General features: G+C 73.4%; 14 protein-coding genes. 8 read left to right on the forward strand and 6 right to left on the reverse strand.

Annotation, left to right across the window (positions count from 1 at the left end):
- Nucleotides 1-90: 90 nt before the first annotated feature.
- Nucleotides 91-504: a DUF4345 domain-containing protein gene (locus IE321_RS20415; RefSeq protein WP_190224010.1), complete on the forward strand. Its 414-nt coding sequence runs from the start codon at nt 91-93 to the stop codon at nt 502-504.
- A 110-nt stretch (nt 505-614) separates the two neighbouring features.
- Here the strand turns inward: IE321_RS20415 and IE321_RS20420 are convergent, their stop codons facing one another.
- Nucleotides 615-1,031: a cupin domain-containing protein gene (locus IE321_RS20420; protein ID WP_043225324.1), complete on the reverse strand. Its 417-nt coding sequence runs from the start codon at nt 1,029-1,031 to the stop codon at nt 615-617.
- 52 nt (nt 1,032-1,083) lie between these two features.
- Here IE321_RS20420 and IE321_RS20425 point away from each other — a divergent pair, with 52 nt between their 5' ends.
- Complete coding sequence (locus IE321_RS20425) at nt 1,084-2,076, forward strand: GlxA family transcriptional regulator (RefSeq protein ID WP_190224011.1); 993 nt, start codon at nt 1,084-1,086, stop codon at nt 2,074-2,076.
- Between the two features lie 157 nt (nt 2,077-2,233).
- Here IE321_RS20425 and IE321_RS20430 read toward each other — a convergent pair whose 3' ends face one another.
- Nucleotides 2,234-3,352 (reverse strand): serine hydrolase domain-containing protein, encoded by a 1,119-nt coding sequence (locus IE321_RS20430; protein ID WP_226652924.1) that lies wholly within the window; start codon nt 3,350-3,352, stop codon nt 2,234-2,236.
- 188 nt (nt 3,353-3,540) lie between these two features.
- On the opposite strand from IE321_RS20430, the gene IE321_RS20435 reads away from it, so the two are divergent.
- Entirely contained in the window at nt 3,541-4,200 is a 660-nt protein-coding gene (locus IE321_RS20435; RefSeq protein WP_190224012.1) for a TetR/AcrR family transcriptional regulator, read from the forward strand.
- Between the two features lie 259 nt (nt 4,201-4,459).
- On the opposite strand, the gene IE321_RS20440 is transcribed toward IE321_RS20435, so the two are convergent.
- The 3 genes from IE321_RS20440 to IE321_RS20450 form a co-directional block, all read right to left on the reverse strand.
- Nucleotides 4,460-5,128 carry a hypothetical protein gene (locus tag IE321_RS20440; RefSeq protein ID WP_190224013.1) on the reverse strand — a complete coding sequence of 223 codons (669 nt, stop codon included), beginning with the start codon at nt 5,126-5,128 and terminating at the stop codon, nt 4,460-4,462.
- A gap of 161 nt (nt 5,129-5,289) precedes the next feature.
- Nucleotides 5,290-5,664, reverse strand: a complete 375-nt coding sequence (locus IE321_RS20445; RefSeq protein WP_043225318.1) for an FKBP-type peptidyl-prolyl cis-trans isomerase — start codon at nt 5,662-5,664, stop codon at nt 5,290-5,292.
- Between the two features lie 198 nt (nt 5,665-5,862).
- Nucleotides 5,863-6,678, reverse strand: a complete 816-nt coding sequence (locus IE321_RS20450) for an SDR family NAD(P)-dependent oxidoreductase (protein WP_190224014.1) — start codon at nt 6,676-6,678, stop codon at nt 5,863-5,865.
- 178 nt (nt 6,679-6,856) lie between these two features.
- Between IE321_RS20450 and IE321_RS20455 the strand changes: the two genes are divergently transcribed.
- A complete protein-coding gene (locus tag IE321_RS20455; RefSeq protein ID WP_190224015.1) occupies nt 6,857-7,435 on the forward strand; it encodes a TetR/AcrR family transcriptional regulator in 579 nt (192 codons plus the stop codon).
- Between the two features lie 270 nt (nt 7,436-7,705).
- Here the strand turns inward: IE321_RS20455 and IE321_RS42870 are convergent, their stop codons facing one another.
- Nucleotides 7,706-9,274 carry an ankyrin repeat domain-containing protein gene (locus tag IE321_RS42870; protein WP_264202516.1) on the reverse strand — a complete coding sequence of 523 codons (1,569 nt, stop codon included), beginning with the start codon at nt 9,272-9,274 and terminating at the stop codon, nt 7,706-7,708.
- A gap of 190 nt (nt 9,275-9,464) precedes the next feature.
- On the opposite strand from IE321_RS42870, the gene IE321_RS20465 reads away from it, so the two are divergent.
- The 4 genes from IE321_RS20465 (at nt 9,465) to IE321_RS20480 (ending at nt 13,314) form a co-directional block, all read left to right on the forward strand.
- Nucleotides 9,465-10,811, forward strand: a complete 1,347-nt coding sequence (locus IE321_RS20465; RefSeq protein WP_190224016.1) for an MFS transporter — start codon at nt 9,465-9,467, stop codon at nt 10,809-10,811.
- A 65-nt stretch (nt 10,812-10,876) separates the two neighbouring features.
- Nucleotides 10,877-11,743 carry a PaaX family transcriptional regulator gene (locus IE321_RS20470; protein WP_226652925.1) on the forward strand — a complete coding sequence of 289 codons (867 nt, stop codon included), beginning with the start codon at nt 10,877-10,879 and terminating at the stop codon, nt 11,741-11,743.
- A gap of 76 nt (nt 11,744-11,819) precedes the next feature.
- Complete coding sequence (locus IE321_RS20475; RefSeq protein ID WP_190224017.1) at nt 11,820-12,326, forward strand: DinB family protein; 507 nt, start codon at nt 11,820-11,822, stop codon at nt 12,324-12,326.
- A 55-nt stretch (nt 12,327-12,381) separates the two neighbouring features.
- Nucleotides 12,382-13,314, forward strand: coding sequence for an aminoglycoside phosphotransferase family protein (locus IE321_RS20480; RefSeq protein WP_190224018.1), 933 nt, complete (start codon nt 12,382-12,384; stop codon nt 13,312-13,314).
- The last annotated feature ends 5 nt before the right edge of the window (nt 13,315-13,319 follow it).

The following is a 13,319-nucleotide window of genomic DNA, read 5'->3' on the forward strand; positions in this document are numbered from 1 at the left end:
AAGCCAGCTTAGTTGACATGTGTCTACTAGCGACGCATCCTCTGGTGGACATCTGTCTACCAGGCTCCACCCGCACGGCTCGGAGGGAACATGGCAAGGACTCTGCGCGCGCTCACCCGGCTGATGGGCTGGTCATGCGTGGCGATCGGCCTCTTTCACGTACTGCTCGGCAACGCGGCGATCCCCGGCGCCGACTCCGCGGGGCCGACCGTCGACAGCTGGGGCCGCTTCATGGGCGCCGCCTTCGCGGGGTACGGGCTGGCGTGGCTGTGGGCCGCGCGACAGCGCCCGATCCCGGCCCGCGAGGTGCGATGGCTCACCGGCGTCTTCCTCCTGGGCGGGCTCGCCCGGCTCCTCTCCCTCGCCGAGCACGGCCGTCCGCACTGGTTCCAGCTCGCCCTCACGGTGATCGAACTCGCCCTGCCCCCGGTCCTGTTCTGGCTGGCCGACGCGGAGGAGCGCCTCGCGCGGGGCGAAAGGACGAGCCTGCCCGTCGAGCCGTGACCGGGGTCGCCGGCCTCCGAGACGTGAACGGGGCCGCCACCCGCCGGCCCCAGCGTCCGGCGCCCGGCACCCGGCACCCGGCACCCGGCACCCGGCACCCGGCACCCGACTCAGGCGCCTCCGTCCCTCCCCTCCAGGTCGAGGGCGTGACCGGTGGTCGCGTCCACGTGGGCGGGGATCTCGTCGTGGCGGTCGCCCACCGTCGGCGTCCCGGTCGGCTCGAACATGAGGATCGCGGCGCCGGACGGCGCGTACGGCCGGTGTTCCGTGCCCGCGGGCACGGTGAACACGGATCCGCGCGGCAGCAGGACCGTCCGCTCGCCCCCGGGTTCGCGCAGGGAGAGGCGCAGTTCCCCGTCGAGCACCAGGAAGAACTCGTCGGTGTCGTCGTGGGCGTGCCAGATGTGCTCGCCCTCGACCTTGGCGACGCGGACGTCGTAGTCGTTCACGCGCGTGACGACGCGGGGGCTCCACAGGGCGTCGAAGGAGGCAAGGGCCTGGTGCAGGGAGATCGGCTGGGTGCTCATGGCCTCATCCTCGGCGGTCACGCGGGGGCGGTGTGAGTGCTAGGAATCGCACATGTCGAAAGAATCCTCGCAGCGGTCCCGTGACGCGGGCGCGCATCGGGTGGTCGTGATCGTGGACCAGAACTCGAATCCGTTCGAACTCGGCTGCGCCACGGAGGTCTTCGGTCTCCGCAGGCCGGAGATCGGACGCGATCTGTACGACTTCCGGCTCTGCTCCCCCGAACCCGCCACCCTGATGCGCGACGGGTTCTTCACGCTCACCGGGGTCGCCGGCCTGGAGGCGGCCGAGGAGGCGGACACCCTGATCGTCCCCAACCGGCCCGACGTGGAGGTGCCCCGGCGGCCCGCCGTGCTCGCCGCCATCAGGCGGGCGCACGCGCGCGGCGCGCGCCTGATCGGCTTCTGCAGCGGCGCCTTCACCCTGGCCGAGGCCGGGGTCCTCGACGGACGCCGGGCCACCGCCCACTGGCAGTGGGCGGACGCCTTCCGTGCCCGTTTCCCCGCCGTCCGGCTGGAGTCGGACGTGCTGTTCGTGGACGACGGCGACATCCTCACGGCCGCCGGCAGCGCCGCCGCGCTCGACCTCGGGCTCCATGTGGTCCGCCGTGACCACGGTGCCGAGGTCGGCAACGCCGTCAGCCGGCGGCTGGTCTTCGCGGCCAACCGCGACGGCGGGCAGCGCCAGTTCGTCGAACGCCCCATGCCCGACCTGCCCGACGAGTCCCTGGCACCCGTCCTGGCCTGGGCCCAGGCCCGGCTCGCCTCCCCCCTGACGGTCGCCGACCTCGCGGGGCGCGCGGCGGTCAGCCCGGCGACGCTGCACCGCCGCTTCCGCGCCCAACTGGGCACGACCCCGCTGGCCTGGCTCACGAAGGAACGGCTCGCCCTGGCCTGCCGGCTCATCGAGCGGGGCGAGTCGCGCGTCGAGGTCGTCGCCCGGCGCAGCGGCCTGGGCACCGCCGCCCACCTGCGCACGCTGATGCGCCGCGAGACGGGCATCACGCCGTCGGCGTACAGACAGCGGTTCGGTCCGGAGGCACGGTGACGCCCTTGCCGGCCTCCCGCTCCGGCGATCGTCCGGCCTGGCCGGGTCGGGTCGGGTCGGGTCGGGTCGGGTCGGGTCGGGTCGGGTCGGGTCGGGGTGAACGGGTGGCCCGGCCGGGGCGGCCCGGGCCACCGATGGGGCGGCGGGTTGTGGTGCGTCAGCCGTGCATGGCCAGGCGGTAGAAGGCGTCGAGCGCCTCGTCGAGGGGGCCGGGTTGCGGCCTTCCCGAGGGGTCGATCCGCTGCCACCGCTGGAGGTTCACCGCGACGGCCATCTGCCGCCGGCCGTCCTCGCGGATCATGGCCAGCGCTCCGGCACCCCAGACCGTGCCGCCGTGGCCCCAGAACGTGGCCCGGCCGTCGGTCCTCATCGGGTACAGGCCGAGGCCGTACTCCCCCGGCCTGCCCTCCTGGGTGATGATCGGGACGGTGTGGCGCATCTGCGCCAGCGACGCCGGGCCGACGATCTCCCCGGCCAGGAGCAGCCGGTAGAAGCGGTTGAGGTCCGCGACGGTCGACACCAGCGAACCGGCCGCCTTCACCCATGACATGTCGTAGACGCTGTAGTCGCGCGGCGGGTCGATCATGCCGAACCACGCCTCGTACATCCGCGCGTGCGGCCCGCCGAGCTCCGGGCCGGCGGGGAGTTCCGTGTCCCGGAGCCCGGCGCGTTCGATGACGTCACGGGTGACGCACGCGTCGGCCGTCAGGCCGGTCACCTCTTCCAGGAGCTCGCCGAGGAGCAGGTAGTTGGTGTTGGAGTACAGGCCCGGGGAGCCGCCCGGGCTTCCGGCGGGCGGGGCGGCGACCCCCATCCCGATCAGTTCGGCCGGGTCGAAGCGGGTGTGCCGGAGGTCGTCGAAGCTCTCGGGCCCGGTGTCCGCGAGGGCGGGGAACGCCTTGAGGGAGGGATAGGCGTACGGGAGGTATTCGGCGAGGCCACTGGTGTGGTTGATCAGCATCCGGACGGTGATCGCCTCACCGCGCTCTCCGGGAACCAGCGTCGGGAGGTACCGGCCGATCGGAGTGTCGAGCCCGATCCGGCCGCGCTCGGCCTGCCGCAGGACCGCGGCGGCGGTGAAGGTCTTGGTGATGCTGCCGACGCGGTGGCGCATGTCGACGGTGACGGGACGTCCGGTGGCGACGTCGGCGACCCCGACAGCGCCGCGCCAGACCTCGTCGCCGTCGCGCACTTCGGCGAACAGGCCGGGCATTCCGGCGTGGTGGACGTTCTCCAGAGCGGCGTCCAGCGCCGCACGGTCCAGTAAGTTCCTCACGCTGTACGTCCTTTCGGATGGCGTCGGTCGAACGGAACGCCTTCGGACGGGAGTTGGGTGAACGGACGTGCGCCGCGCTTCGACCCGACCGCGGCCGGACGGTTCGGCACACCTCTGTCCTCATTATGCACGCGGTGCGTGCAACGCCAAGTGCATAGGCTAGGCTCGGAGTCGACGAGGGGAGTCACATGGCGGGCCGCAGGCGCTGGTCGACCGAGGAGATCCTGGACGCGGCAGCGGAGCTGCTGGTCACGAGCGACACGGAGTCGTTCAGCGTGCGGAAGCTCGCGGCGACGCTCGGCACCGACTCCTCCAGCCTCTACCGGCATTTCCGCAGCAAGACCGAACTGCTGCGCGCCGTCGCCGACCGCATCCTCCTGGCCTCCATGGACGGCTACCGCCCCGAGGGCGACTGGAAGCAGCGGATCACCGCGCTCGCCCTGCGCCTGCGGGAGGCGTTCGGCCGGCAGCCCCAACTCGCCGCGGTCTGGGGGCGGTACGCGTCGGGCGGCGCCGGCTCCCGGCTGGTCATGGAGGAGGTACTCCAGGCCCTGCGCGCCTCAGGGCTGCCCGACGAGCAGATCCCCGCGCGCTACCACCGCCTCGCGGTCCTCATCTCCGCGTTGATCGCCTCCGAGGCGGGCGTCAGCACCATGACCCCGGAGGAGTACGACCAGGGCATGGAGCTGTTCCGTGTCGCGGTCCTGGGCGCCGACCCCGACCGCTTCCCCGCCCTGGCCCACTTCGCCCGCGACATCCGCCCCCTCGGCGCCGACCGCTCCCCCGCCTTCGAGGAACTCCTCGCCGCCCAGCTCGCCGCCATCGAGCACGCGATCCAGGCGGGGTAGGCGGAGGAGGCGGCGACTCGGCCAGCAGACCTACGCGTTCAGCCCGCCTCGGGAGCGGCCGGCGGCACGGCCCGCGGGCCCACCTGCGACCCGGCACCCGGCACCCGGCCAGGGACGTGCCGGGCGCGCGGCCCGACGCACCGAAGGCGCCACGGCGCACCGGGCTCTGCGCTCTGCGCTCTGCGCTCTGCGCTCTGCGCTCACGATGCTCAGGCCGGGTGTCTCCGTCCCACCGCCGAGAACCGGCAACCCGCGCGCTTCACGCGGCGGGCTCCGCGCCCAGGTAGGGGGCGAAGTGGTCGGCCACCTCCGCCGCCACCGCCGTCGCGTCGAGGGTGCCGTCGACTTCGATGACGCGGATGCCCAGGCTGCGGGCGTTCTCCGCCGCGTCCTCGGCGATCAGCCGGTCGCGGGCGACGCGGTTGGCCTGGGCGCGGGCCGGGTCGGTGACCGGGACGTCGAGGGCGCCCGCGCGCGGAAGGGTGCGGAGCTGGTGGCGGCGGAAGTCCTCGGTGGGGACGAGGACGACCATGCGCCGGGGTGAGTCGAGCAGCGGCGCGACGAGCTCCGGTCGCAGGCCCCACCCCTCGGCGATCACCGGCCGGGCGGTGAACCACGCGCGCAGGTCGTCCAACGCCCACTCGAAGCGGACCGGGAAGCCGGCCAGCGCGTCGGCGGCCATCTCCTCCGGGCTCCGCTCCACCCAGACACGCTCCGGGCCGGGGTCCCCCACGGGCTCGCCCAGGGCGACCCGGCGCGCGATCCGGCGATCCTGGTGGCCCCGGGCGTCGTGGTAGTCGTAGTGATACGCCGTCAAGCCGTGCCTTGTGGCGATGGCTTCCGCCACGGTGGTCTTGCCGGACCACTGTGCGCCGCCGATCCACAGCGTGCGCCGCAGGCTGCCGTGCGGATCCCAGATCTCTGCCATCAGCGTCCTCCCGTCGGAAGGGCCCGGAACTCCGCCCGGTGATCAGTGTCCGGGGTCGGGAGCGAAAACTGCAGTCTTGTCTTCACCGGGTGGTTGACAGAGAGTGGAAGGGAAGGGCGGACCGTCGCCCGCCGCACCGACACGATCTCCCCGCTCCCCCGTCAGACGGAGAGCAGGTCCACGACGAACACCAGCGTCGAGCCGGGCGGGATCAGCGGCGAGGGCGACTGCTTGCCGTAGCCGAGGCGCGGGGGCACGATGATCTCGCGCCGGCCGCCGACCCTCATGCCCCGCACTCCGCGGTCGAAGCCCTTGACTGCCCGGCCGCCGCCGAGGGCGAACTTGAACGGCTGGTCCCGGTCCCAGGAGGAGTCGAACTCCTTCCCGGACGCGAAGGTGACGCCGACGTAGTGGACCCTGGCCACCATGCCCGGCTTAGCCTCGGCCCCGTCCCCGACGACCAGGTCCCGGACGGTCAGCTCGGTGGGGGCGTCGCCCTGGGGTACGTCGACCTCGGGCTTCGTCGGTTCACTCATCACTGCCTCTTCACTCTCCGCCCGGAGGTCCTCGCTCGGATCCGCCGGGCACCCGGCCGCTCCGTGCGGCCGACGCTCACGCTACCGAGCGTGCCGCACCCGGGCGTGCGGCGGAGGGCTGAGGGCGGAGGGAGGAGCCGTGTCCAGACGGGTATCACGGCCGGGGCCACACCGAAGGGGCCGGGGGCGGGGCGGCGCTCACGCGGCATACTCCCCTGTCGCGGCGGGGGCCGACGGGGTCAGGACCTTGCGGGTGACGCGTTCCGCGAGGGCGGCGACCAGGGTCCGGGGGCGGCGGGGCGTCAGGTGCGCGCCGAGGGCGTTGCCGAACCCGGGGGCGAGGTAGCCGCGGTCGCGGTCCAGTGCGCGCAGCGCGGCGCGCACCACGGGCTCCGGGGTGGTCATGGAGCCGGTGACGGCCGCCTCGCGGGTGCCGATGGCCTCGAAGAAGGCCGTCTCGACCGGGCCGGGGCACAGGGTGAGCACGCGGATGCCGCGCCCCCGGCACTCCTGGCGCAGGGCGAGGCCGAAGTTGAGGACGAAGGACTTCGACGCGCCGTAGACCGCGAAGTACGGGGAGGGCTGGAAGCCCGCGTTGGAGGCGACGTTGAGGACGGCGCCCCGGCCGCGCTCCAGCATCCCGGGCAGCAGCTCGTGGGTGAGGTCGACGAGCGCGACGACGTTGACCATCAGCTGGTCGTGGTCGCGGGCGCCGGAGATCTCCTCGAAGCGCCCGCAGGTGCCGAAGCCCGCGTTGTTGACGAGCAGGTCGACGACGAGACCCCGGGCGCCCAGCTCCTCGGCGACGCGGCGGGCGGCGTCCGGCACGGCGAGGTCCTGGACCAGGACGTGGGCGCGGACTCCGTGCACGGCGGTGAGGCGTTCGGCGAGCGCGGCGAGGCGGTCGCCGGAGCGGGCCACCAGGACGACGTCGTGCCCGCGGGCCGCGAGCTGCTCGGCGAACTCGGCGCCGAGGCCGGACGACGCTCCGGTGATGAGGGCGGTGCTGTCCATGCGTTCCTCCGTCGGTCGAAGCGGGTGGTGGTGTCGGCGCGTTTCGGCGACACCGACACCAACTGAGATAGGACAGTACCTAATTTCATCGAAGATGCAACAGCTCTGATGCAGTTACCTGGTTGTTCGCATCCTCGCTGTATCGTGAGTGGAGACAGGTGACAGCTCGGGAGGCACGATGGTCGAGAAGGCGGCAGCGCCGTTGCGCGCGGACGCGGAGCGCAGCGTCCGCGCGATCCTGGAGGCGGCGGAGCGGGTCCTCGCCGTGGATCCCGGCGCCTCCATGGAGCAGATCGCCGTGGCCGCCGGGGTCGCCCGTACGACGATCCACCGGAGGTTCGCCAACCGGCAGGCGTTGATCGAGGCGCTCGCGACGTCCGCGGCCCGTCAGCTCGCCCAGGCGGTGGACGACGGCCGGCCGGACACCGCTCCGCCGCTGGTCGCGATGCACCGCATCACCGCCAACGTCCTCCAGGTCAAGGGCGCCTGGACGTTCGCGCTGAGCCAGGGGGACGACCCCGACAGCGAGGCCGCCGCCCTCCAGCTGGACATCGCCCGCCGGTGCGTCGCGGTCCTGGCACGCGCTCAGGCCGACGGCCTCATCGACGAGAAGGCCGACCTCGACTGGGTGCGCCGGGTCTACTACGCGCTCATCGGCGAATCCCTGCACGGCGGCGACGACTCCGACACCGATCCCGACACCCTCGCGGCCCGCATCATCGACACGCTCCTCCACGGCGCCGGCCCGCGCGCCTGACCGCCCCCACGAGAGCCGTACGACGACGCCGGGCCGCCCACGGCGTCCGACACCCCGTCCTTCCGAGGGCGAAGTCCCCATAGTGCCCACACCGGACGCTAAACGACGCCAAGTTCCCGAGGCTCAGGCAACTTCAGCGACGAAGGGTGCACCGTCATGTCCCTACCTCCGAAGCGGCCTTGGACCAGTCGCAACAGGGCTTCGACGTGATGATCGACGTACTGGACCGCACCATCAAGTCGCTCGCCTGAGCCACGGGTCCGGCACCCCTCACCGGATGCCGGGCGCGGCGGTGGGGCCGTCCGCGCCGTCGGCCTTCTCCGTCGGCCGGGGTCGGCCCCGACCGCGTCCGGCCGCCTCGGACTCCTCGCGGTGGCCCCGCTCCCACCGCCAGATCTGGCTGAGACGGTGGTCGTGCACGTAGGCGGGATGCGGGGGCGCGCCCACCCGCGCGATCGCGTCGGCGGTGCGCGGATCGTCGCGGAGGAGGAGTCCGAAAGCGGCGTTGAGGCGCGTGTCGAAGAGGTCCTCGTCCAGGAGCGCCGCGAGGGCGTCGGCGATCGCCGGCGTACGGTCCGCGCTGTGCGCGACGCCCTCCGCGACGGAGGCCCGCACGTCGGCCACCGGGTCCCCGAGCAGGCCGACGATGACGTCCGCGAAGTCGGGGCTCCCCTCGTGCGCCACGATCAGCGCCCGGCCGGCTTTGGCGCGCACTCCCCCGTCCTCGTCCGCGGCGAGTGCCGACAGGACGGCGCGGGCGTCCGCGTCGAGCGGCGGAGGCGGGATGTCCCAGCTGCGCACGAGGTCGGGGACCTGGGCGCGGACGCGCGGGTCGGGGTGGCCTGCGTGCCTCAGCCCCACGGCCTTCAGTCGCGGGTGCTCCGTCTCGTTCAGGACGAGCAGCACCTCGGCGAGGACGCCGGGATCGTCCTCCCCGCCGGTCGCCCAGGCGACGAGCAGATCGGCCGTCTCCTTCTCGTAGGAGTTCCGCCAGGTCGGCGGCGAGACGAGAAGGTGGTGAAGCACGTCGAGGACGAACCGGCGGCGCTCCGGGTCCGGGCTGTGGCGGTACGCCGTGACGGCCGCCCACGTCTCCCTGCTGCGGCGCTCGGAGAGAACCCACCGGGCGGCCGCCCGGTCGACGTGATCGCTGTCGCGCCGTCGGGTGGCCCTGGCCACCAGCTCCTCCACGGGCGTCAGGACGCGGAAGGCCCACTCCAGGTCCGTGAGGATCGCACCATGCCCCTCTCTGACCGTCAGGGCAGTCGAGTCGGCGGTCGGGCCTGTCGGATCGGTCGGATCGGTCGGATCGGTCGGTCCGGTCGAGTCCGTCAGACCCGTGAAGTCGGTCGGACCCGTCGAGTCCATCAGGGCCGTCGGAGCTTCGAGCATCACCTGCCAGACGTGGGTGTACTCGCCGTCCATGACCCGGGACCCGCGGGCGTCGGCGGGACGTGACGCGTCCGCCCGGTCGCGGAGTTCGTCCCGCGCGCACCGCTCGTACCATTCCCGGGCCAGGGCGAGCAGACGCGCCCGCTCGGCGTCCGGGAGCCGCCGGGGATCGTGCCCCAGCACGGCCGCCGCCATGGCCGGTGAGCCGCCCGCGACCGCCCGGGTCAGCGGGGTCGTACCGTCCGGCAGCGTCCGGTCCGGGTCGGCTCCGCCCTCGACCAGCGCCTCCGCGACGGCGGCGTCGTAGGCGGCGATGGCCAGGCACAGCACCGGCAGGCCTTCCTCCGTCGGCGTGTCGGGGGTCGCTCCGGCCTCCAGCAGGGCGGCCACCGCCTCCGCGTCACCCCGCCGGACCGCCGCCACCAGCTCCGCACCGTCGGTCCTCAACCGCGCCTCCCGTCTCGTCGCCCCGCGTCGGTGACCGTAGTCGGCGGGGCGGGACACCGCTCGCCCTTTACGGCTCGCCAGGGAACGGGCCTGCGACGTCCGCCCTCTTCATGTTGGGCATTCTCTTGACGACAGTCAACAGAATGCCTAGCTTCACGGTGTCCTCCCGCACGACCGAGAGAGTCCCGCGATGCCTTCCTCCCCCGCCGCGTCACCCGAGCAGAACCGCCAACTCCGCCGCATAGCCCTCTCGGGGCTGCTCGGCACCGCCGTGGAGTTCTACGACTTCCTCGTCTACGGCACGGTCGCCGCCCTCGTCTTCGGCGAACTGTTCTTCCCCGGCGCCGACCCCGCCGTCGGCACGATCGCCGCGTTCGGCACCTTCGCCGCCGGGTACGTCGCCCGGCCGGTCGGCGGCATCCTCTTCGGACACTTCGGCGACCGGCTCGGCCGCAAGAGCATGCTGCTGCTCACCATGGGCCTGATGGGCGGCGCCAGCTTCCTGATCGGCCTGCTCCCGACGTACGACGCCATCGGCGTCTGGGCGCCGGTCCTGCTGATCGCCCTGCGGGTCGTGCAGGGCATCGCCATCGGCGGCGAGTGGGGCGGTGCCACCCTGATGGTCGTCGAGCACGCGGGCGAGCGGCGGCGCGGCCTGTGGTCCGGCTTCACCCAGATGGGAGCCCCGCTCGGGTCCCTGATCTCGGCCGCCGTCGTCGCCCTCGTCTCCACCCTGCCGCGGGACGAGTTCACGTCCTGGGGCTGGCGCGTACCGTTCCTGCTGAGCGTCCTGCTGCTCGGCGTCGGGCTGTTCGTCCGCCTCAAGGTGGTGGAGAGCCCGCTCTTCGCCGAGGTGAAGAAGGAACGGGCCGAGGCCCGGCTGCCGGTCCTCGACGTCCTGCGCCGCCCCCGGCCCGTCCTGCTCGCCTGCTGCGTCGGCATCGGCGCCTTCACCGCCCAGTCCCTGCTGACCAGTTACCTCATCGCGTACGCCACGGGCATCGGCTACGCCCGCCCCCAGGTGCTCACCGCGCTCACCGTGTCCGCCGCCGTCGCGCTCGTCGTCCTCCCCTTCGCCTCGGCGCTCTCCGACCGCGTCGGCCGCCGCCCCGTCGTCCTCGTCGGTGCCGTCGCCTCGGCCGCGACCGCCTTCCCCGTGCTCGCGCTGATCGACTCGAAGTCACCGGGCGCGCTGATCCTCGCGGTCGTCATCGGCCACGGAATCTCCCAGTCGCTCATGTACGGCCCGCTGGGCGCCCTGTTCAGCGAGATGTTCGGTACCCACGTCCGCTACACCGGTGCCTCGCTCGGCTACCAGGGCGCCACCCTCATCGGCGCCGGCTTCTCCCCGATGATCGCCGGAAGCCTCGTCGCCGGGAGCGGCGACGGCACCCCCGTGGCCCTGCTGCTGTGCGGCGGCTCGCTCATCACGGCGCTGACCGTCTGGTTCGTACGCGAGACCAGCCGTACGTCCCTGTCCGGCGCGGCGGCGACCGCGCCCGACGACGCCCGCGCCGCGGAGCGCCAGTCCGCGTAGGCCCGACGGCGACGGCGTGACGGCCGCCCTCCGGCGCGTCGGCGGGCGGCCGTACCCTTGCCCTCGTGGAGAACGACGACGTCCTGGACCCGGCGGAGGGCCCGCAGCAGCGGCCCCAGTCGCTCATGCTCGCCTTCTTCGGCAACCACGTGCTGGAGGAGGGTGACCTGTGCGTGTCCTCGGGCAGCGTCATCGACGTCCTCGGCCGGGTGGGGGTCGGCGAGCCGGCCGTACGCTCCACCCTCACCCGGATGGTCAACCGCGGGCTGCTGAGCCGTCAGCGGGAGGGCCGCAGGATGTACTTCGGCCTGACCCCCCACGCGCGGCGCATCCTGGAGGACGGCCACGCCCGCATCTGGACGCGGGGCGCCGTCGACGACGCCTGGGACGGCACCTGGACCCTGCTCGGCTTCTCCCTCCCCGACTCCTGGAAGAGCCGGCGGCACGACCTGCGCTCGCGTCTCACCTGGTCGGGCTTCGGCCCCCTCTACAGCGGGCTGTGGATCGCGCCGGGGGAGGTCGACGTGACGGCGGTGGTCGAGGAACTCGACCTCTCCGACCACGTCAAGGTCTTCCGCGCGCAGGCCGCCGATCTCACCGACATCGACCAGATGATCCGTGACACCTGGGACCTGGAGTCGATCGCCGCCCGCTACACCTCCTTCGACGCCCGCTGGACCCCCCACCTCGCCTCGGAGCCAGACACAGGCTCCGGCTCCGGATCCGATGACGATCCCATCGGTACGCGGCTGCGCCTGGTCAGCGAATGGCTCTGGACCATCCGCACCGACCCCCGCCTCCCCGCCCGCCACCTCCCGCCGGACTGGCCCGCCGGCCCCGCGCAGGAGACCTTCCGCCACGTGGCCGCCCGGACGGAGGAGCCCGCACGGCGGATGGCGCAGGAGCTCCTGGATACGACGCGGGCCCGCTGACCGACCCCGCGGCGGGACGCGACAAGGGCCGGATTCTCGTGTGCGGCCCACCCGCGGCGAGGGCTACTGTGCCCCGGTGACACAGACGCAGCAACGCCGCGATGTGGGACCTCCTGGCAGCGGCTCCGACGAGAAGTCGACCCTGACCGCGTTCCTGGACTACCTCCGGGACGCCGTGGCCGCGAAGGCGCGGGGCCTCGACGACGAGAAGGGCCGGACGCCCGGAGTGCCGTCCGGCACCAGCGTCCTCGGCCTGGTGAAGCACCTGACGGCGGCCGAACTCTACTGGTTCGCCTGGGCCTTCGAGGGCGCCGACATCGCACACCCGGACTTCGGCATGGAGCTCACCGCGGAGGACGACGCGGACACCCTGCTCGCCGCCTACCGGGCCGCCGTCGAGCGGTCGAACGAGATCATCGCGCGCTGCGACGACGTGACCCGTCCGTGCGCCCGGGCCGCGGGCAAGGCGGACGTCGTACCCACCCTGCGCTGGGTGCTGGTGCACATGATCGAGGAGACGGCTCGCCACGCAGGCCATGCCGACATCCTGCGCGAGCAGGCCGACGGCGCCGTCGGCAGATGACTCCCGGCGCAAGCGGGGGCGGTGGCACGGCGGGCGCGGCACGTAGGGTGCCGGGATGATCGCGATGCCCGAGGAGTTCCGACGGACCACCGTCGAACGCGAGGGAGAGGCCGGTCGGGCGTGGCTCGCCGCGCTGCCCGGAATCGTCGACGGGTCGCTGGACCGCTGGGGGTGCGTGCCGGACGGCGAGGTGATGCACGGGGGCGTCGGCGTCATCGTTCCGGTGCGCCGGCGGGACGGCGAACGCGCGGTGCTCAAGGTGTCGTTCCCCCATCCCGGCAACGTCCACGAACCGGACGCGTTCGTCGCGTGGGGCGGGCGCGGCGCCGTGCTGCTGCACGAGCGCGACGACCCGCGGTTCGCGATGCTGCTGGAGCGGGTCGGGTCGTCGACGCTGGCGCAGGTCGAGGAGGGCGACGCGGTGGTGACGGCCGCCGGGCGGCTCAGCCGCCGCCTGGCCGTCCCCGCGCCGCCCGGCCTGCCCCGGCTGCGCGAACAGGCCGACGTCTGGGAGCGGCAGCTGCGCGAGGACGCCCGGACGCTCCCGCACGCCGTGCCGCGCCGGACGCTGGACGCCGCCCTGGCGACCGTACGGGAGCTGGGCCGGGACCAGCCGGACACGCTCGTCCACGGCGACCTGCACCCGCGGAACATCCTGCGCGCCGAGCGGGAGCCGTGGCTGGCGGTCGACCCCAAGGGGTACGTGGGGGATCCCGCCTACGACGGCGGCACCCTGCTGAAGTCCCACGCCCTGACGCTCCTCGGCTCGGACGACCTGGCCGGGGCCGTCGGCCGCGTCCTGGACGTCTTCGCGGAGTCCGCCGAACTCGACCGCGAGCGCGTCCGCCGATGGTCCCAACTCCAGGCCGTCCAGGCCGCCTTCTGGGGTCGCCGGCACGGCTTTCGCCTCGCCCGCACCGGCCCGCTCCTGGACCGGGTCACCCAGTACGCCGACCACCTGGCCGCCTTGCTCACCGAAGGCCCGTGACGCGA

The organism is Streptomyces hydrogenans (assembly GCF_014656075.1).
Lineage (GTDB): Bacteria > Actinomycetota > Actinomycetes > Streptomycetales > Streptomycetaceae > Streptomyces > Streptomyces hydrogenans.

Coding starts and splice junctions, on each gene's coding strand:
- IE321_RS20455 (WP_190224015.1), top strand. CDS start 6,857: ATGGTCGAGAAGGCGGCAGCGCCGTTGCGCGCGGACGCGGAGCGCAGC.
- IE321_RS20420 (WP_043225324.1), bottom strand. CDS start 1,031: ATGAGCACCCAGCCGATCTCCCTGCACCAGGCCCTTGCCTCCTTCGAC.
- IE321_RS20425 (WP_190224011.1), top strand. CDS start 1,084: ATGTCGAAAGAATCCTCGCAGCGGTCCCGTGACGCGGGCGCGCATCGG.
- IE321_RS20480 (WP_190224018.1), top strand. CDS start 12,382: ATGATCGCGATGCCCGAGGAGTTCCGACGGACCACCGTCGAACGCGAG.
- IE321_RS20465 (WP_190224016.1), top strand. CDS start 9,465: ATGCCTTCCTCCCCCGCCGCGTCACCCGAGCAGAACCGCCAACTCCGC.
- IE321_RS20445 (WP_043225318.1), bottom strand. CDS start 5,664: ATGAGTGAACCGACGAAGCCCGAGGTCGACGTACCCCAGGGCGACGCC.
- IE321_RS20415 (WP_190224010.1), top strand. CDS start 91: ATGGCAAGGACTCTGCGCGCGCTCACCCGGCTGATGGGCTGGTCATGC.
- IE321_RS20450 (WP_190224014.1), bottom strand. CDS start 6,678: ATGGACAGCACCGCCCTCATCACCGGAGCGTCGTCCGGCCTCGGCGCC.
- IE321_RS20435 (WP_190224012.1), top strand. CDS start 3,541: ATGGCGGGCCGCAGGCGCTGGTCGACCGAGGAGATCCTGGACGCGGCA.
- IE321_RS20440 (WP_190224013.1), bottom strand. CDS start 5,128: ATGGCAGAGATCTGGGATCCGCACGGCAGCCTGCGGCGCACGCTGTGG.